The sequence below is a fragment of the Azonexus sp. R2A61 genome (assembly GCF_021401135.1).
Lineage (GTDB): Bacteria > Pseudomonadota > Gammaproteobacteria > Burkholderiales > Rhodocyclaceae > Azonexus.
The window spans coordinates 356672-375646 of the sequence record NZ_JACBFO010000002.1; the positions used below are offsets into that span (position 1 = coordinate 356672).

14 protein-coding genes are annotated in these 18975 nt (G+C 66.3%); 1 reads left to right on the plus strand and 13 read right to left on the minus strand.

Annotated features, from left to right (window positions below):
- Nucleotides 1-64: 64 nt before the first annotated feature.
- The 13 genes from L0962_RS06815 to L0962_RS06875 all read right to left on the minus strand — a co-directional run bounded on the left by L0962_RS06815 (nt 65) and on the right by L0962_RS06875 (nt 17997).
- Nucleotides 65-439, minus strand: a complete 375-nt coding sequence (locus tag L0962_RS06815) for a hypothetical protein (RefSeq protein ID WP_234085602.1) — start codon at nt 437-439, stop codon at nt 65-67.
- Between the two features lie 20 nt (nt 440-459).
- Complete coding sequence (locus L0962_RS06820; RefSeq protein WP_234085603.1) at nt 460-3561, minus strand: efflux RND transporter permease subunit; 3102 nt, start codon at nt 3559-3561, stop codon at nt 460-462.
- 10 nt (nt 3562-3571) lie between these two features.
- Complete coding sequence (locus L0962_RS06825) at nt 3572-4699, minus strand: efflux RND transporter periplasmic adaptor subunit (protein ID WP_234085604.1); 1128 nt, start codon at nt 4697-4699, stop codon at nt 3572-3574.
- Complete coding sequence (locus tag L0962_RS06830; RefSeq protein WP_234085605.1) at nt 4696-5244, minus strand: hypothetical protein; 549 nt, start codon at nt 5242-5244, stop codon at nt 4696-4698. The genes L0962_RS06825 and L0962_RS06830 overlap by 4 nt, the downstream gene beginning before the upstream one ends.
- An 11-nt stretch (nt 5245-5255) precedes the next feature.
- Nucleotides 5256-6605 (minus strand): TolC family protein, encoded by a 1350-nt coding sequence (locus L0962_RS06835; RefSeq protein ID WP_234085606.1) that lies wholly within the window; start codon nt 6603-6605, stop codon nt 5256-5258.
- Nucleotides 6606-6706: 101 nt separating this feature from the next.
- Entirely contained in the window at nt 6707-7102 is a 396-nt protein-coding gene (locus L0962_RS06840; RefSeq protein ID WP_234085607.1) for a hypothetical protein, read from the minus strand.
- A 56-nt stretch (nt 7103-7158) separates the two neighbouring features.
- A complete protein-coding gene (locus tag L0962_RS06845) occupies nt 7159-11091 on the minus strand; it encodes a cobaltochelatase subunit CobN (protein WP_234085608.1) in 3933 nt (1310 codons plus the stop codon).
- Nucleotides 11078-11416: a DUF2149 domain-containing protein gene (locus L0962_RS06850; protein WP_234085609.1), complete on the minus strand. Its 339-nt coding sequence runs from the start codon at nt 11414-11416 to the stop codon at nt 11078-11080. The genes L0962_RS06845 and L0962_RS06850 overlap by 14 nt, the downstream gene beginning before the upstream one ends.
- On the minus strand, nt 11394-11975 hold the full coding sequence (locus L0962_RS06855; protein WP_234085610.1) for a MotA/TolQ/ExbB proton channel family protein: 582 nt from the start codon (nt 11973-11975) through the stop codon (nt 11394-11396). The genes L0962_RS06850 and L0962_RS06855 overlap by 23 nt, the downstream gene beginning before the upstream one ends.
- Nucleotides 11975-14128, minus strand: coding sequence for a TonB-dependent receptor (locus L0962_RS06860; RefSeq protein ID WP_234085611.1), 2154 nt, complete (start codon nt 14126-14128; stop codon nt 11975-11977). The genes L0962_RS06855 and L0962_RS06860 overlap by 1 nt, the downstream gene beginning before the upstream one ends.
- A 464-nt stretch (nt 14129-14592) precedes the next feature.
- The gene (locus L0962_RS06865) at nt 14593-16245 is read right to left on the minus strand and encodes an ABC-F family ATP-binding cassette domain-containing protein (RefSeq protein ID WP_234085612.1); all 1653 of its coding nucleotides are present in this window, start codon (nt 16243-16245) and stop codon (nt 14593-14595) included.
- A 73-nt stretch (nt 16246-16318) separates the two neighbouring features.
- On the minus strand, nt 16319-16816 hold the full coding sequence (locus L0962_RS06870; protein ID WP_234085613.1) for a hypothetical protein: 498 nt from the start codon (nt 16814-16816) through the stop codon (nt 16319-16321).
- 164 nt (nt 16817-16980) lie between these two features.
- The gene (locus L0962_RS06875; RefSeq protein ID WP_234085614.1) at nt 16981-17997 is read right to left on the minus strand and encodes a LysR family transcriptional regulator; all 1017 of its coding nucleotides are present in this window, start codon (nt 17995-17997) and stop codon (nt 16981-16983) included.
- Nucleotides 17998-18135: 138 nt separating this feature from the next.
- Here L0962_RS06875 and L0962_RS06880 point away from each other — a divergent pair, with 138 nt between their 5' ends.
- Complete coding sequence (locus L0962_RS06880) at nt 18136-18972, plus strand: alpha/beta hydrolase (protein ID WP_234085615.1); 837 nt, start codon at nt 18136-18138, stop codon at nt 18970-18972.
- Nucleotides 18973-18975 lie beyond the last annotated feature (3 nt).

The following is an 18975-nucleotide window of genomic DNA, read 5'->3' on the forward strand; positions in this document are numbered from 1 at the left end:
CGCCGCCAGGGCGAATTTCAGCCAGCCGCGCCGGCCGGCGTTCAAGGGATTCACGCGGCGCTCCTCACGGCGCCACGGCCCGAGCCTGCATCAGCTTCTGGCCCGGGAACTGGACGCTGATCAGCAGACGGGCGCCGGCCGCGACCTCGCCCTTGCCTTCCAGGCGGTCGCCACCGGCCGGCTTCAGGTCGATTTCGCGCTTGTCGGTACCGGCCAGCACCGTCAGTTTGCCGCTGGCGCCGGCGGTGTCGAGCGCCTCACCGTGCTGGCTGGCATGGACGACGACCTGGCCGCCGCGGGCGACGATCTCGAACTGCGCGTGGCCGGCTTCGGCGACGACGCCGCCGAACTGCGGCTGACCGTGGGTTTCGTGGGCCAGCGCGGCGGGTGCTGCGGTCAACGTCAATGCGAGGCAAAAAATGGAAGCGAAGGTTTTCATCGGTTTCTCCTGGATTGAAATCAAAGGGCTTCGACGGAAGCGTCGTGACACAGCCGCTCGGCCGAGCGGCGGCCGAATAGCAGGAACAGGGCGGGCGTGACGAAGGTGTCGAGCAGCGTCGCGCCGATCAGCCCGGAAAAGATCACCACCGCCACCGGATGCAGGATCTCGGTACCCGGCCGGCCGGCTTCGAATAGCAGCGGCGCCAGCGCGAAAGCGGCAACCAGCGCGGTCATCAGCACCGGCGTCAGCCGCTCCAGCGAGCCGCGCACGATCATCGGCACGCCAAAGGCTTGGCCTTCCAGGCGCATCAGGTTCAACCAGTGGCTGAGCTTGAGGATGCCGTTGCGCGTGGCGATGCCGGCCAGCGTGATGAAGCCGATCAGCGCGGCGATCGACAGCGGCTGGCCGGACAGCCACAGGCCGACGACGGCGCCGACCAGCGCCAGCGGGATGTTGACCATCACCAGCCCGGCCAGCAGTGCCGAGCGGTAACGCCCGTACAGCACCAGAAAAACCAGCGCCGCCGACACCAGCGCTAGCCCCCCGATCAGCCGGGCCGCCTCTTCCTGCGCCTGGAACTGCCCGCCGAGCGTGACGAAGTAACCGGCCGGCAGCGGGAAATCGGCAATTGCCGCCCGCAGGTCGGCGACCACCGCCGACAGTGCCCGGTCCTGCGCGTTCAGCGAGATGACGATGCGCCGTCGGCCGTCGTCGCGGGCGATCTGGTTCGGCCCGTCGGCATCCTCGATGCTGGCCAGTTTTTCCAGCGGCACCGGGCCGAGCGGCGTCTCGATCAGCAGGCCGCGCAGCCCGTCCACCGCCCGGCCGCGCTCCGGCAGCCGCAGCAACAGGTCGAAGCGGCGGTTGCCGTCGATGATCTGGGCGACCTTTTCGCCGTCGACCAGCCGTTGCAGCCGGTCGAGCAAGGCCGCCGGCGACAGCCCGTAGGCGGCCAGCGCATCGAAATCGACATGCACCTTGATCTGCGGCGCCAGCACCTGCTTCTCGACCTCCAGATCGGCAACGCCGGGAATGCCGGCCAGCCGGGCGCGCAGCGCGTGCGCCTGGCCGCGCAGCACGTCGAGGTCGTCGCCGAAGATCTTGATCGCCACCTGGGCACGCACGCCGGACATCATATGATCGATGCGGTGCGAAATCGGCTGGCCGAGGTTCAGGCTGCCCGGCAGGTCCTTCAGCCGGCGGCGGATGTCGGCCAGGATTTCCTCCTTGTCGCGACCGTCGCGCAGGCGCAGCTCCAGTTCGGAGACGTGCACGCCTTCGGCATGTTCGTCGAGTTCGGCACGCCCCGAGCGGCGGCCGATGTGCACGATCTCCGGCACGCCGAGCAGCTTCGTTTCGGCCTGGGCGGCCAGACGAACCGACTCGGCCAGCGTCACGCCCGGGTCGAGGCGCAGGCCGACGGTGATCGACCCCTCGTTGAACGGCGGCAGGAAAGTGGTCGGGAACAGCGGCACGCTGGCCGCCGCCAGCAGTACGGCGACGGCCGCGACGATGGCCGGCCGGCGCGGCGCAGCAAGCACCGTTTCGAGCGCCCGCCGATAACGCGCCTTGAGCCAGGCGACCAGCCGCGTATCGGCATGGCCGGCGCGCGCCAGCGGCGGCAGCAGCCAGGCGGCGAGGACCGGCGTGACGGTCACCGAGACCAGCAACGAGGCCAGGATGGAAACGATGTAGGCGATGCCGAGCGGCACGAACAGCCGCCCCTCGATGCCGGGCAGCGCGAACAGCGGCACGAAGACCAGGGCGATGATCGCCGTCGCGTAGACGATGGCCGAACGCACCTCCAGCGAAGCGCGCACGACCAGTTCCCGGATCTCGAAGGCGACGCCGTCGCGTGCCGCCTCGCGCAGCCGGCGCAGGATGTTCTCGACGTCGACCACCGCATCGTCGACCAGCTCGCCGATGGCGATCGCCAGCCCGCCCAGCGTCATGGTGTTGATCGACAGGCCGAAGGCCTTGAAGACCAGCACGGCGATCAGGATGGACAGCGGGATCGCGGTCAGCGAGATCAGCATGGTGCGCAGGTTGCCGAGGAAGCAGAACAGCACGCCGGCGACCAGGCAGGCGGCGAGCAGCAGCTTGACCTGCAGGTTGTGCAGCGAGGCTTCGATGAAATCGGCCTGGCGGAAGATCACCTGCGGCTCGCCGACGCCGTCGGGACGGCCGCGGGCGATGTCGTGCAGCGCGCTTTCCAGGCGCCGGGTCAGGTCGACCGTATCGGCCGTCGGCTGTTTCTGGATGCTCAGGATCACCGCCGGCTCGCCGTTGAAACCGGCATCGCCGCGTTTGACGGCGGCCGCAAAGGCCACCTCGGCAACCTGGCGGAGCAGCACCGGCTGGCCGTTTCTTGCGGTCAACGCCAGGTTTTGCAGGTTTTCCAGCCGGGCGCTGCGGCCCAGATGGCGGATCAGGTATTCGCGCCCGTTCACTTCCAGGAAGCCGCCCGAGGTATTCGCCGAATAGCCGCGCAGCGCCGTTTCCAGCGTATCGAGCGAAATGCCCAGTTCGGCCATCCGGCGCGGATCAGGCTGCACCTGGAACTGCCGCACCTGGCCGCCGATCGGGATCACCTGGGCGACGCCGCTGACCGCCATCAGCCGCGGCCGCAGCACCCAGTCGGCGTACTCGCGGGCGCGCATCGCGTCGCCCTGCGCCGCATCGAGCGGAATCGCCAGCATCATGATCTCGCCCATGATCGACGACACCGGCCCCATGCGCGGCACGATGCCGGCCGGCAATTCGCCGGGCAAGGCGGCCAACCGCTCCGAGACCATCTGCCGGGCGCGGAACAACTCGGTATCCCAGGCAAAGGAAACGTAGACGAAAGACAGCCCGGCCGACGACACCGAACGCACGCCGGTCACGCCGGGCAGTCCGTTGAGCGCCGTCTCGATCGGGAAGGTCACCAGTTGCTCGACCTCCTCCGGCGCCATGCCGCCGGTTTCGGTCATCACCGTCACGGTCGACTTGTTCAGATCGGGAAAAACGTCCACCGGCAGCCGGTTCGCTTCGAACGCGCCCCAGGCCACCAGCAAGGCCGCCGAGACGAGCACGAACAGGCGGCTCGCCAGACTCTTGGTCACCAGCCATTGAAACATCGCGGCCTCCTCAGCGGATCTGGTTGACCAGCGCCGCGCCGTCGACGACGACACGGTCGCCCGGCTGCAGCCCGTCGACGATCAGCACCCGCGCGCCGTCCAGCGGCTGCGTGCGAACCAGGCGCGGCACGAAATGCTCGGGCGACTGCTTGACCCAGACGGTCGGCGCGTTGGCCGGACTGCGCACCAGCGCCCGGCTGGGCAGCGCAAAACCGGGTTTTTCGCCGACGGCTGCGGTCGACCGCAGCTGCAGCCGGATTTTCACCGGCTGGCCGAGCGGCAGCGCCAGCCCGGCCTGCTCGCCGCGATGCGCGAACAGCAAGGGCAGCGCCTGCTCGCGCAACTGGCGGGCGGCACCGAGCAACTGCATCGGCCAGGTTCGCTCGCCGACCGCCAGCGTCGCGCCGACGATGTCATCCACCGCCAGCGTCTCGTAGGCCAGCGCCTCGACCACCAGGCTGTCCGGATCGACGATCTCGAACAGCGTCGCGCGCGCCTCGACCACTTCGCCGAGCCGCACATTGCTCGCCGCGACGACGCCAGCGACCGGCGCCCGCAACAGTTCGCGCCCGTTCAGCCCCTGGCCGAGCGCGGCGACCCGGCCGGTCAGCGCCTTGAGCTCGCTTTCCGCCGCCTCGATTTCCTTGCCCGGCACCGTGTCGGCCAGTTCGCGCAGCCGCGCCAGCCGCTTCTCGGCCAGCCCGCGCGCCGCCTGCAGTTCGGCCAGTTGCGCCGCCGAACCGCCGGCATCGAGCGGCGCCGCCGCCGGCACCACCTCGGCCAGCACCTGGCCGCGTTTGACCCGCATGCCGGCCATCGGCAGACCGCCAGCACCGGCCGCCTCGATGCGCCCGCCGAGTTGCGTCTGCACCCGCCCGCCGCGCTGCGGATCGCCGACCACGCGTGCCGCCAGTTCGACGCTCGGCGCCGCATCGCCGGCCAGCGCCGGCTGCGTGCGCACGCCGATCAGCCGTTGCGCCGGCTTGGGCAGGAACACCGAACCGTCGGCCCGGCGCTGCGGCGTATCGCCGGATTCCGCCAGCGCCTTTTTCTCGTCGCCATGGTCGTGGCCTTCATGCGCCAGCACCGGGCCTGCGGTCAACACCGTCAGCAGCAGAAAAACCGGTAGCGCGTTCATGCGGCACCTCCGCGACGGCGGCGAACGATGGCAAAGGCACCCAGTCCGAGCAGCGCCGCGCCGCCGGCCAGCGGCCAGACAAAACGGCCGGCACGGTCGCCGGCCTGCGCCGCCTCGCCGTCGACGACCAGCTCGCCACTCAACAGATCGCCGTCGTCGCCGGCAACCAGCGTGAAAGCCAGCGGATGTTCGCCGGCCGCCCGCAGCGGCGCCAGCCAGTCGGCATCGGCCACCAGATAATCGCCGCGTTCGCTGCGGAACGCCGCATTGGCGCTGCGTCCGGCAGCCTCCACCTGGAGCGTGGCGCCGAGCACCGGCGCGTTGTCCGGCGCGCGGTCGACATGCAGCACCAGGCCTTCGGGATAGAGCCGGCCGACGATCTCGAACGCGTCGCTGTCGGCGACGACGGCCGGAATCGCCACGACCGGGCCTTCCGCCGCCAACGCGGCCGAACCGACGAATGCTGCGGTCGACAGACCGATCAGCGCTTTTTTCAGCCACCCGGAGGGATGGCGGGAACGATCATGGGAAAGATTCAGGAACACGGGGTTCTCCTTCATTCGGGCAACAGGCCGAGTGCCTGGCGCTGCGCCGAAACGGCGGCGGCCAGCTGGATGCGGGCGCGGATCAGCGCCCGCTCGGCGGTAAAGGCTTCCTGCGCGATGCGCAGCCGGGTCGGCAGGTCGGCCTCGCCGAGCCGGAAGGCCTTGTCGTAGAAAACGGCGGTTTCGCGCGCCAGCCGGGCACGGGTTTCGGCGGCGGTCAGGCGCTCGCCGGCGGCCAGCCGCTGGCGCCGGGCCAGTTCGGCGGCCTCGGCCAGCCGTTCGCGCTCGCGCTGCAGCAGCGCCTCGCTTTCCATGCGCACGGCAGCCGCCTCGGCCTGTGCCGCGACGTGCCGGTCGGACGACGACAGCGGAATGCGCACGCCGAGCGCCCAGGTCTGCTCGATGGCGTCGCCGCGTGCGCCGCGTTCGCGCCGCGTGCCGACGGTGATCTCCGGGTTGGCACGGCTGCGCACGCGCGCCAGCGTTTCGCCCTGGCGTGCCGCTTCGCCGAGCGCGGCGAGTTCGCGCAACTGCGGGTGAGCCTCCAGCCAGCCGGCATCGGCCGGCAGCGGCGTTTCCGGCTCGCCGGCAGCTTCCGTGGTGCCGGCGGCGAGCACGGCGGAATCGCCGGCTGGTGCGGTCGGCGCGCCTGCACCGCGCACCGCCGCGCCATCGGCACCTGCGTCGCCCGGCAATCTCCCGGCCACCGGCAAGGAGGCCGGCGCTTCGCCGGTCAGCATGCGCAGTTGGAAACGCGCTTCGTCGCGCCGTTGTTGCGCCATCGCCAGTTCCTCGCGCAACGCCGCCCAGGCGCCTTCGGCCTGATGGCGGTCGGCACGCGCCAGATCGCCGGCGGCAACGCGCCGGGCGACGTCGTCGCGCAGGCGGCCGGCACTCGCCACATTGCCTTCGGCAGCCTGCCATTCGGCCTCGGCCAGCTGCCAATCCCACCACGCATTGCGCAGCCGGCCGGCCAGGTCGAGACGCAGCAGGGCCGCCCGCGCCGCCTGGGCATCGGCTTCGGCGGCGGCCTGGGCGCGCGCGCCGCCGCGTTCGCCGGGCAGCCACAGCGGAATGGCGAGGCCGGCCTCGCCTTCGTCGGCGCCCTGATTGCGGTTCAGACGGTCGCTACGGGCGCCGAATTCGACGGCCGGCGGTTGCGGCGTCCACGCCGCGGCGGCGGCGTTGCGGGCGGCTGCCGCGCGTTCGCGCTCGGGCAGGCCTTGGGCCGCCGGCAGACGGGCCCAGGCGGCGGCGAAGGCCTCGCCGAGGCGTTTGGTGCCGACCCCGGGGTCGGCATGGGCAACCGGTTGAACGGCGGCCAGCAAGACAGAAAGTGCAATCCGGATCGAGGGATGCATGAACGGTACTCCAGTGGCATTGATCTCCAGCCGGCGTATCGTCCACACGGACCGCTGCGGTCCACGATGGAAAAATGGGAAAAATCAGGCGACGCCGGCGCTCAGGCGACGGCGGCTCTGGGCGGGCGTTCGAGCCCTTCGGGAATGCGCGAGGAAAAACGCGGATCGACGCCGTCGACCGCAACATCGGCCGCCGCTTGCGGCAGGCTCAGACCGCCGTTGAGGCAGCCCGACAGATGGCCGAGTACATGGCCCGGACAACAGTGATGCGACACGTCCTGGCAATCGGCGGCAGCGGCATCGGCCTGGTGCGACGGATGTCCGTCGTGCGTCGCATGCCCGTCGTGGCCGTCGTGCGCATCGGCCATCGCCACCAGTGCCGACAGGTCGTGCGCTTCCGCCCCGCCGGCGGCTTCCCAGCCGAAACCGGGCGCCAGCACGGTGGCCAGCATGATGGCCAGCAGCAGTCGAGCAAGAGGACGGAAAAGCGATCGCATGGGCCGGACTATAGCCGAGAAGGCAAACGACGCAAAATCATCGGGCCGGCAGCAGGTCAGCGAACCCCCCGGTTTTCCGAGCTCCGCTGCCGGATGAACCAGCCTGCCGCCATCAAAGCGAACAACAGCAGTGCGAGCCAGACCGAAGCCTGATGCTCTTGCGGCTCGGACTTTGCCAATGTCCGCTCCTCCATCTGATACCCCTCAACCGTATCGTTGTTCACAACGCTTGCGGCAGTATTGGCCGGTCGCGCATCCCGGATACCGTCGCCGGAATGATCCGCCCGGGCCCGCCCCGCCGGCGGCTGGCCGCCAGCAGGAGTACCGGCAGACTTCGCCTGCGCAGCAAGCCGGGCATCCTGCTGGCGGGCAATATCAGCAATCTCGGGGCTCGAACAGGTATCCCGGTAGCAGGCCACGCCCGCCTCGGCGATGGTCTCCCGATTGGCCTGCTGCAGGGCCGCCACGGTTTCGGCCGAAGCCTTCCAGTAACCCTTGTTCACCGCCGTCAGCATGCGGTCGACCATGGCCTGGTAGGCCAGCAGGTTCTTGGCCTCGCGGAACTTGTCCTTGATGCCCAGATGATGGCGGTCGGCCACATAGGTCTCGTACATTTCCTGCCACTTGGCATCGTCGATCTTGTCCGGCGTAGTCACCGTCCAGCCCCACAGGTTCTCGACCACCTTGTTGACGAAACGTGCGCCGGCATAACCTTCCTGCAGCATGGCCTCGATCCAGCGCGGATTCAGGTAGCGGCTCCGCATCTCGCGCCCCATGTATTTCTCCAGGGTTTCCGTCCGGGCCTCTTTGGGGTTGGCCATGTTGGTCACCAGCACTTCCGGTGTCGCCCCGTTGACCTGCCGCACGGCCATCGCCGTGCCGCCCAGATACTGGTAGAAATCGTCGTTGTCCAGCGTCGCGTAAATATTCGACGAACGGCTGTGGATGGCGCCTTCGGCGCCCTTCATGGCCATTTTCAGCAGATCAACGCCAAGGTGCGGCGCGACTTCCTGAGTGACCTTGCCGTCCTTGATCAGCCGGCCGCCCCACAGGCCCTGACCGTAGGGATGCCCCATGCGCATGAAGTAAACATCGGCAACCTGCTTCTCGCTGTCCCAGGTATTGGACAGCGGCACCACCTTGTCGAGGTTAGTGCCATAGGCGCCCGACGGCACCGAGAACAGGCGCACACCGGCCAGGCGCTCGGCTTCGTCCTCGGGCACGCCCTTGGCGAGCAGCGCGGCCTTGGCCTGGCGTACGTGCTCGCGCATCGGGTTGTCGGTCTCGGGCGCGTTGCGCGCGGCGGTGGCGGACTCGTCGAGCAATTTCATCAGCGGCGCGAAGAGATCGCGATAGAGCCCGGAAGGCACCACCGTGACATCGACACGGGGACGTTTCATCTCGGCGCGCGGCACGGCCGTCACACCGATCACCCGCCCGCGCCCGTCCCAACTCGGCCGGATGCCCCATAGCGCCATGATCTGCGCCTCCATGACGCCCTCGTGGCGCGAGGATTCGACGCCCCAGAGATTGAAGACCAGCCGGCGCGGCCATTGTCCATGACGCTTCTTCCAGTCAGCGACCAGTTCCTCGGCCAGCCTGGCGCCGGCCGCATAGGTCGCCGGCGTCGGCAGACGCGAGGGATCGAAGCCGTAGAGATTGCGCCCGGTCGGCAGGGAATCGGGATTGCGCATCGGATCGTTGCCCGGCCCGGCCGCCACGTAGCGCCCGGACAAACCGGCCACCAGTGCCGACAGTTCGGCCTCGCCGCTGCGCAGCAAAGCTTCGTCCAGTTGCCGCAGGCGCTCGGCGCGCACTTCCGGATTCAGTTGCGGCTCCAGCGACAGCACCGCCTCGGCCGTGCCACGCCGTCGTTCTGGCGACTGGGCGACGCCGAAGGTATGCATCCCGAAGGGGCTGCGCTTCTCTTCGATTTCCTTGATGTAATGCTCAATGGCGTCGATGCCGTGATCGTCCAGCTCGTTCAGGCCGATATCCTTGAGCAGGCCCATCCTGGCCGCCCGCGCGGCGATATCGGCACGAATCGCTGCCGGTGCCAGATCGCCCTTTTCCTTGGCGACCGCGTAGTCGGAAATCAGCCCGACCAGTTCATTCAACTCGGGATTGAGGCCGCCCTTGTCGAGCGGCGGCGTCTGGTGCGAGATCAGCGTCGCCATACCGCGCCGCTTGGCCTGCAGCCCCTCGCCGATGTCGTCGACGATGTAGGGATAGAGCTGCGGCACCGCCCCGACGAAAAGTTCGCCAGGATCGCTGGCCGTATAGCCGACCTCCTTGCCGCTGTGCCATTCGTGTGTCGCGTGCGTGCCGACGTGCACCATGGCGTTGACACCTTGTTCATGCTGCAGCCAGAAGTAGAAAGCCAGGTACTGGTGATGCGGCGGCACGGTAACGTCGTGGTAGAGCTTCTTGACGTCCTGCTCCCAGCCGCGCGTCGGTTGGGGCGCGAAGATCAGGTTGCCCCAGCGCTGGGCGGGAAAGAGGAAATACGGCACGCCCTGCGCATCGCGCCAGATCGAGACGGCGGACTGTTCCGGACGGCCCCAGGCTTTTTCCATGTTTTCCCGGAACCCGGCAGGCAGCCGTTCGTAATGCTTGCGATACTCGGCGACCGGCCACAACACCGCCCTGCCGCTGCGCACCAGTGCGGCAATGGCCCCCGGCTGCCAGTTTCCAAGATTGGCCCCGTGTTCCCGGATGGCCTCGAACAGCCCGTCCTCGCTGGTCGGTGCGCCCTTGGCCCAATAACCCTCGCGGCGCAAACGCTCGAGAATCTGCCAGAGCGAACGCGGCAGCACATTGAGGTAAGAGGCACCGATATTTTCCTTACCCGGCGGATAGTTGTAATAGATGACGGCGACCTTCTTGCCCGGCAGCGGCGTACGACGGAGATCGAGCCAACGGCGGGCCCGCTCGGCGAGTCGCTCGACCCGCTCCGGAATCGGCGTTTCGACAACCAGAGGCAAGCCTGTCGCCGCATCCGTGACTTTTTCCTTGGAGGACACCACCGTCGGCGCAACGGCCCCGGCAAACTCGGCCGAAGCAACCTGCCAGGCCCGTTCGGTGATATCGAGACCGACCGGCGAAGCTTCCCATTGGGCACGGCTCTGCCCATACAGCGAAATGGCGTTGAGCACCGGCACATCCAAGTGCTGCAGTACCGGAACGGTCTTGTCCGGCGTCGTTCCGATCTTCAACCCGAGCGCCACCAGTGCGGCGATCCGCGGCTTGCCTTGCGGATCGAACATGAACCGCTCCAGAGCCTGTTCGTTCGGATAGCCGTAAACGGGCAGCGCATTCAGGCCCCGCTTCTCAAGTTCCCGGGCAATTGCCGCAACCGTGCCGATCTGGCCGGACATTGCGTTGCCTCGATAGAAGAGGATACCCACCCAGGGAGCGCCTTCGCGAGCCCGATAAAGGCGGCGAAACTCGTCGTAGCTTTCCGTGACCCGACCGCTAACGGGATCCATGAACGCCATTTCGGGGATCGCCACGGGACGGGACGGCCGCTTGCCTATTTTCAAGTCCCGGGCCAATGCAAAACGAACCATGTTGGCCACATTGCCGACCCCGCCTGCCTGCATGTATTCCCGCATCGTTTCGTCGCGAATCAGGCCAAGGCCGGCAAAATCCTCGTCCCAGGTCGTACCCACCGCATAAGCCCGCTGCCCTTGCCGGGCCTGCATCTGCAAGATCGGCCCGAGGCGCGTTGCCAGCGTTCGCCCCTGGGTCAGCACGAATACCAGACGGGAAGCACGCAAAGGCTCAAGGTCGCTGGCCGGCAGGTCGATGGTCGGGAAAATCGCAAACTTCACGTCGCGCAAGGCCGGATCGGCATGCAGTTGCCGCACCGCGGCCACCGCTGTCTGCGAGTCGAGGTCACCAAGCACCAGGCTGACCGTGGTCGGCGCGCCCCAGGCCAGTAAACTCCAGCCGCAGAACAACAGGACAAGCAGTTTATTCCGGTACATAGATCGTTCGACCATCGTTGAGGCGGTAGGCCGTGCCAAGTTTCTCGCCCTGGCCGGACAACTTCCGGTCAGTCACCTTCTGTGCCTTGATCTCGCTCCCCCGCTTGGTGATCACTTCGATCTGTCCATCGGCGCTCTGCTTGGTAATGGTCACCTCGGCTTCCGGATTGAGCAGATCAATCATGTTGTAGGCCATGAATAGCGCAATCATCATCGAGACGATGAACACGATCGAAGCGTCGAACAGGTTGGCCACCCCGGAAATCGGATCTTCCAGCGCCTCCTGTCCGTAATCCGTACGCCTACGCCGCTTCAGATAGCGCATGACCGCCCTCCGCCGAAATGCAGCCATGCTCGCGGGCCGCCACCTCGGTCAGGAACTCCATGCGGCGAATGTCGTCACGCAGCCATTTCTCGCGCACCAGAGCAACCAGATAAGCCACCACGCCGCACCCCAGACCGGCAACGGTAGCGGTAAATGCAGTAACCATGCTGCCGGCCATCTTCGGAATGTTTCCCTCGGCCAACGCAGCAAGTGAGATGCCCATCGGGATCAGCGTCCCCATCAGACCAAGCGCCGGCCCGACCTTGATAACGAAACGCACCCGGTCGAGGCTACGCGCGACGTCCAGCTCAGCCCCCTGCAGCAAGGTTTCCAGACGCGCATCAAGATGCGGCGTCGCAGCAGCCAGTTCCAGTGCCAGCCTAGCCTCGTAGGTTGCCACCGACCGGGCGAGCCGACGACGTTCCCAAGCTTCGTGTGCCAGCGCGCCCAGCGTCAGGGCGATATAGATGACCAGCGCGGAGACCGCGGCGATTACCGGCAGATAAAGCACGTTCGATACCTCGAACAGAAATTGCTCAAGCATTTGCAGTATGGGCATCAAAAATCTCCCGACAGTTCAAGGAACCAGCTGCGTCCCGGCGCCCGGTAAGACGCGTAATAGTCCCTGTTGGTCAGGTTATCGATCGATAACGAAGCCTTCAGGTGACGGCTGATCCGGTAACTACCGCGCAGATCAACCAGGGTGTAAGGGTCATAAGCGCTGGGAACGCCATTGACCGTATCGGTATTGGCGTCGGTGTTATAGCGCCTGGCCACATGACGTACGTTTCCCGACGCCGACCAGTCACCCATCTGCCATTCCAATCCCAGGGATGCCATCTGGCGGGGAACCTGCGTGAAGGCCTTGCCGGTCGACGCCGGATTCACCGGGTTTTCCCTGATTTCGGTGTCGTTAAAGGTATATCCCCCAAATACCGTCCAGTTGGCATTGATGACCTGGCGCGCCGAAACCTCGACACCGCGGCTGCTTGCCTTGGCGGCATTGCTCCAGACCTGGCACGCCAGCGCTGCCGAGCCACAGACCGAGAGTTTCTCGGCATTGTCGGTCACGGTCCGGCGATAGATCATGTCGTCGAAATCGTTATGGAAATAGGTCAGCTTCCACTCTGCTCCGCGCCATGGCTTGAAATCGCCGCCGATGTCATAGCTGGTCATGGTCTCCGGATCGACCTGGGGATTACCGGCATAAACCGTGGTCGAGGATTTCCAGGTCCGGTACAAATCGTAGATGCTCGGGGCCCGGAACGCCTTGCCGGCGCTGGCCCGCAAGGTAACCGCGGGGATCAGGTTCCAGGCTACGCCGACACGCGGGGAGAACGCCTTAGCCGTCTTGCCTGCATAGGTTTGCGAAAAGCCCCCCGGTGCGTAGTTATGCGCATAACCATCACTGGCTTCCCAACTGTCATAGCGGGCACCGATGAAGGCATGCAGCCCACTCACCAATTCGAGGTCGAGTTGGGAAAAGAGACCGAGGGTTTCGGCTTTGCCTCCGGAATCGGCGACCAGTGCCGTACGCGATTCGGGCGATCGCCAGTCGGCCAGATCGTATTCGCTGGTATCGGCTTTCTCGCCACGCCAGGAGGTTCCCAGGACCAACAGATGACGATCGCTCAACGGCATATTCAACGTTGCCTCGAACAGGGCTGTGCGCGAAGGTGTCTGCGAATATCCCGAACTGACCGGGCCGCCAGCGCGGGTTGCCGTCGTCGAACTTGAACTGATGCTCGTATACCAGTTGGTTCCGACATTGATGATGCCGCCCTGCAAACGGAGCGTCGCCCCACTGATCCGGGTCTCCAGACCCATGTTGTAGATGTCGCGAACGTACTCGCCTTGCCCGGGCAAAAAACTCGCCTCCCGCACCGTTCCATAACTCCATACTTCGGCACCAGCCGGATTGCGCAGATAGGTTCGGTAATGACTGTAATCGTAGCGGTAGGCTGCGCGCGTATAGCTGGCGCTCAATGCTGTGCTGTCGGTCACGCGGAACCTGCCGCGCAAGGAAAACTGCTGGTCGCGCCAGCCATTCTCACCCCGGTCGCCGAGAATGTAGGTAGTGCCTCCGGAAGTCGTCTGCGTCGGCTGTGCGCCTGTGATACCGGCAGTCGGCGCGGTCGTGGACGTTACCTGATCGGAGACATATCCGTCAGTCATGGTCCCGGCAATCGATGCAATCAGCGAAAGCCCGTTTTCCCACGCATTGCCTGCCGAAAAGTAGGCACGCATCAGATTCGCCGGTGCCCGATCGGTTCCCAGGCCATCACCGTAACCGATCTTGAAACGGTACTCCTCGGCCTTCGGCATGCGGGAGGTGAAACTGACAACGCCACCCATTGCACTGGAGCCGTAGAGACTGGACGCCGGCCCCAGAGCGACTTCGATACGCTCGATATCATCCGGAGCAAAGCCGCCCAGTTTTACCGAATTATCGTAGGCATCGTTGAGGGGCAAACCATCGAGCATGATCAGCGAGCGCTTTCCACCCGGCACGCCGCGAAGACTGATTTCACTCAAGGTATCCATGTATCCCTTGCCACGCCGCTGGAAAACACCAGGTATCAGATTGACCGCTTCATCGAGCGTCTTGATGTTGCGCCTCGCCATCTCAGCCGAAGTCACCAGATAGGTAGCAACCGGCGTTTCATCCACAGCCTTGGCAGATCTCGTTGCGCTGACGACCACTTCCGGCATGCTATCGATTTCCGCGGCTTCACTTCCGAGGGAGATCAGGCTGAAAGCCAGTAATGAAAACCCGGGCCAGAAATGTGTGCCGACACCAAAATATGAATCTAATTTTTTTCTTCTTACCATGAGATCCTAAAAAAGCCGGTCTCCCGGCCTCCTCCTGTTTCATTCAGCCGCAGCCTGAGCCGCCCCCAACTCATCCTGGCATCATGGTCCGCGACCTCAAACCGGCCAATCACAAAAGCACGAACCCAAAATGTGATGAATTTTAAAAATCATCATACAAACTTCGTGCCAAGCCTATAAGTCATTGTTCGTATTGCCGAACAAAAAAAATTGCACCTTAAAACGGAAAGATATCTACCAGACAGGCGAAAAACGAGTTTCCAGGCCGTGAAAACCGCCCCAACAACCGGCGCCGCGGTATCTCGCCCAACCCGGCTTCCACACCGGGCCGATCCCTCGCCGACTCAGCCGGCTTCGCGGGCCCGCCGGGCTTCTTCGAGCAGGTAGCGCTGGTAGTCGTCGAGGTCGCCGTCGAAGGGGCCGACGCCGCCGCGCGAGACCAGCCAGAATTCGTCGCACACCGAACGCAGCAGCGCCCGGTCGTGGCTGACCAGCATCACGGTCCCTTCGAATTCGTTGAGCGCGACGCCGAGCGCCTCGCGGGTCGCCAGGTCGAGGTGGTTGGTCGGCTCGTCGAGCAGCAGCAGGTTGGGCCGCTGCCAGACCAGCATGCACAGCACCAGGCGCGCCTTTTCGCCGCCGCTCATCGTGCCGACGGCCTGCTTGACCATGTCGCCGCCGAAATTGAAGGTACCGAGGAAGTTGCGCAATTCCTGCTCGCGGCCCGGCACGTTGCTGCGGCCGGCGGCAATCGCTTCCTTGGCCAGCCGGACCATGTGTTCGAGCGGCGTGTCCTGCGGCCGCAGCACGTCGAGTTCCTGCTGCGCAAAGTAGCCGATGTTCAGGCCCTTGCCCTCGGTGACTTCGCCGGCAATCGCCCCGAGGTCGCCGGCGATGGTCTTGACCAGCGTGGACTTGCCCTGGCCGTTGGCGCCGAGGATGCCGATGCGCTGGCCGGCCATCACCGAGCGGTTGATGCCGCGCACGATGACGGTCGGCGGCGAGCCTTCCGGCGCTTCTTCAGGCGGCGGATAGCCGATGGCGACATCCACCATCGAGAGCATCGGGTTGGGCAGGTTCTGCGGTTCCTGGAACTCGAAGGTGAATTCAGCGTCGGCCAGTACCGGCGCGATCTTTTCCATACGGTCGAGCGCCTTGACCCGGCTCTGCGCCTGCTTGGCCTTGCTCGCCTTGGCCTTGAAGCGGTTGATGAAGGACTGCAGGTGGGCGATCTTCTCGGCCTGACGCGCGGCAGTCGCCTGCTGCAGCACGATCTGCTCGGCGCGCATGTCCTCGAACTTGCTGTAGTTGCCGCCGTAGCGGACCAGCTTGGCATTGTCGATGTGCAGCGTGACGCCGGTAATCGCATCGAGGAATTCGCGGTCGTGGCTGATCATCACCAGCGTGCCCTGGTAACGCTTCAGCCAGGCTTCGAGCCAGACCAGTGCGTCCATGTCCAGGTGATTGGTCGGTTCGTCGAGCAGCAGGATGTCGGACGGGCACATCAGCGCACGCGCCAGTTGCAGGCGCATGCGCCAGCCGCCGGAGAAGCTGTTGACCGGGTTGTGCAGCTCGGACACCTTGAAGCCGAGGCCGAGGATCAGCGACTGGGCACGGGCCTCGGCGTCGTGTTCGCCGGCGTCGTTGAGCGCCATGTAGGCTTCGGCCATGCGCATGCCGTCGTCGCTGGCCTCGGCAGCGGCGACCTCGTTACGCGCGGCGAGCAGCGGCGTGTCGCCGTCGATGACGAAGTCGGTGGCCGATTGCTCGGTTTCCGGCATGTCCTGGGCCACCTGGCCCATGCGCCATTGCTTGGGGATGCTGTAATCGCCGCCATCTTCGTGCAGCGTACCGTTCAACAGCGCGAACAGCGTCGACTTGCCGGCGCCGTTGCGCCCGACCAGGCCGACCTTCTCGCCGGGATTGATGGTGACCGAGGCCTTGTCGAGCAGGACCTTCGAGCTGCGACGCAGCGTGACGTTCTTGAGCGTGATCATGGAGAGAGCTTTCCGGCACCCGGCCGCCGGCGACGCCAGCCTGGCCCGGGCGCCTCATGGCGCGAAGAAGGACTCAGCGCTTGCGCGCCTTGGCCGGCGAACGACCCAGCGGCTTGCGCTGACGCTGGCCGGGACGGGCCTGGCCGGCCTCCGGTTTCGGTTTGTCGACCAGCAGGTTGCGGGCGCCGCTGGCGGCGACAGCCCGATGGGCCAGGATCGCCGCCCGCAAGGTTTCTGCAAGCAGCACGACGGGAACGCCATCGGCCGCCGGTCGGGCATTGGCCAGCAAACCCTTCAGTTCGAACAGACGCTCGGCAGGCGCGGCCTTGCGCGGCAGGCTTTCGATCAACGCTTCGGCGGCTGCGGTCAACGCCACGCCGGCCGGATTTCCCTGCAGCAGACCGTGACTGCCGAGCCGGACAAAGGCCTCGCTGAGCTTTTCCTCACCGGGAACGTTGCCCTGGATCAGGTCGATGGCGGCGACGATCTCGCCGGGTTCGGCCGGACGCCGCTTGGCCGCCAGCGAAGTGGCGAGCAGCAGGAGAACGTCGACATCATGGACGGAGGACATGGATGACCTTTGCAGAGAAATACGCCTGGGCGGCAGGGCCGGCAGTGTAGTGCCGAAATGCCCGGCGTGTCCGCCCGGCGCAACAATAAATCCCGCCGCGGCCGGCCGTTGCCCTGCCGAAAAACGCCGGAAGCCGCCCCCCGGCGGCAATCCGGCCGACGCCACTAAAACGCGCTTTCGGCCAGGTTGCGCTGCTCGATCAGGTCGCGCACGCTGGCGTTGGCCGGCGGATCGATACCCAGCGTACAGACGCCCGGCACATATTCCTCGTCACGCCCGCTGAGCAGCGGGCATTGGGCGAACAGTTCGGCGGCCCAATCGGAAAACGCCCGCACCTTGGGCGACAGGTGGCGGTTCTGCGGATAGAGCACCGAGATCGGCAAGGGTTCGGGCCGCCACTGCGGCAGGATTTCAACCAGTTCGCCGCGCTCCAGGTAAGGCAGTGCCATGAAGCGCGCCGCCTGGACCAGGCCGAAGCCCTGCAGCGCCAGCGCCATGTAGGCTTCGGCGTCGTTGACGGCGATCGAACCGGGCACCTTGACGTGCTGCAACTGGCCGTCGACCACGTGGTCCCAGTCGATGATGCGGCCGGTCCGGGCCGAGAAGTAATGGACCGCCTGGTGGGCGTCCAGGTCTTCCAGCGTCTGCGGCGTGCCGCAGCGTTCGAAATAAGCGGGCGCCCCGCAGGTGACGAAGTTGATGCTGCCGATGCGCCGGGCGACCAGCGTGGAATCGATCAGCTCGCCGCCGCGGATCACGCAATCGACCGCCTCCTGCACCAGATCGACCGGCCGGTCGCTCATGCCGATGACCAGGTCGATGTCAGGATAGCGCTGGCGGAACTCGCACAGCTTGGGAATCAGGATCAGCCGCCCGATGATCGTCGGCACGTCGATGCGCAGCCGTCCCTGAGGTCGTTGTGCAACGTCGCGGAAGGCGGCCTCCATTTCTTCCAGGTCGCCGAGCAGGCGCGCGCAACGCTCGTAGTAGGCGGCGCCGTCCGGCGTCAGGCTGACGCTGCGCGTGGTGCGGTTGAGCAGGCGCACGCGCAGCAGGTTCTCCAGCCCCTGGATGGTCGTCGTCACCGTGGCGCGCGGCAGACCGAGATTGTCGGCGGCACGGCTGAAGCTGCGCGCATCGACAACGGCCAGATACACCTTCATGGCTTGAAAACGGTCCATCGCGGGTTTCCTTTCCGGAGAAAAACATCACGGGAAACATTATTCGCCCAAACCGAATAGTGTTGTCAAACTGCGTGTATTTATTCATATCAATATAACACCCAGAATGCATCCACCCCAACCGCCCCTGCGCTTGCCATGGATGCCACCCCCACCAACAACGACCGGAATGCTGCGGTCCACGTCGAAGACCGGCTGATTTCCGGCTACCTCGACAGCCTGTCGGCCCGCCTCTACCGGCCGGCCGGCGACGAAAGCCTGCTGCCGGCCGTGCTCTACCTGCACGGCGGCGGCTTCGTCGCCGGCTCGCTCGACGAGGCCGACGTCACCGCCCGCGCCCTCGCCGCGCAAGCCCGGATCGCCGTGCTCTCGCTCGACTACTCGCTGGCCCCGCGCCACCCCTTCCCTGCTGCGCCGGAAGACGCCCACGCCGCGCTGCGCTGGCTGGCCCGCCACGCCGCCGACCTGCGCCTCGACGCGCAGCGGCTGGCCGTGGCCGGCGACGATGCTGGCGGCAACATCGCCGCCGCCGCTGCGCTGATCGCCCGCGACCGCAACGGCCCGGCGCTGGCCGCCCAGGTGCTGATCGGCCCGATGCTCGACCCGAGCATGACGCTGCTCGGCGACGCCGAGCGCCTGCGCTCCGACCTCAAGCCGCAGACCTGCGCCCAGCGTTACGCGCAATACCTGCCACGCACCCAGGAACGCCTGCACCCCTACGCCTCGCCGCTGACCTCGCGCCGCCTGCACGAGTTGCCGCCGACCTACCTGGCGACCGCCAAGTGCGACGTGCTGCATTGCGAGGCCGAGCACTACGCCACAGCGCTGATCGCCGCCGGCGTGCCGACCCAGATCACCCGCTTCGACGTCCGTCACGAAGAACTGGCACAGCACCCGCCGCTGCTCGTCGAAGCCGCCGGCTTCCTGCGCCAGCGCCTGCACACCGCTTCTGTCTCTCCCTTATCCCAGCCCTGAAGG